Here is a 268-nt window from a genome sequence, read left to right on the forward strand (position 1 = left end):
GCGCTCGGGTTTATTGTGAAAGAACTCGTGTTTTTAGTATCATACGTGAAAAAGAATGCCTTTCCACAACCGCTCTCAAATAGTGAGGAGAAAAAATACTTAGACCTTATGGCTGAAGGCGATGAACACGCCCGCAACATGCTGATCGAACACAATCTCCGTTTAGTCGCCCATATTGTGAAAAAATTCGAAAATACGGGAGAGGACGCAGAAGATCTGATCTCCATCGGTACAATCGGGCTGATCAAAGGAATTGAAAGCTACTCAG

The 268-nt window shown here is 43.7% G+C and carries 1 protein-coding gene; it reads left to right on the plus strand.

Annotated features, from left to right (window positions below):
• On the plus strand, positions 1-268 hold a 268-nt coding region (locus SB660_RS21040), incomplete at both ends, for a sigma factor (RefSeq protein WP_410584316.1).

Source organism: Bacillus sp. SIMBA_005 (genome assembly GCF_046535585.1).
Classification (GTDB): Bacteria; Bacillota; Bacilli; order Bacillales; family Bacillaceae; genus Bacillus; species Bacillus pumilus.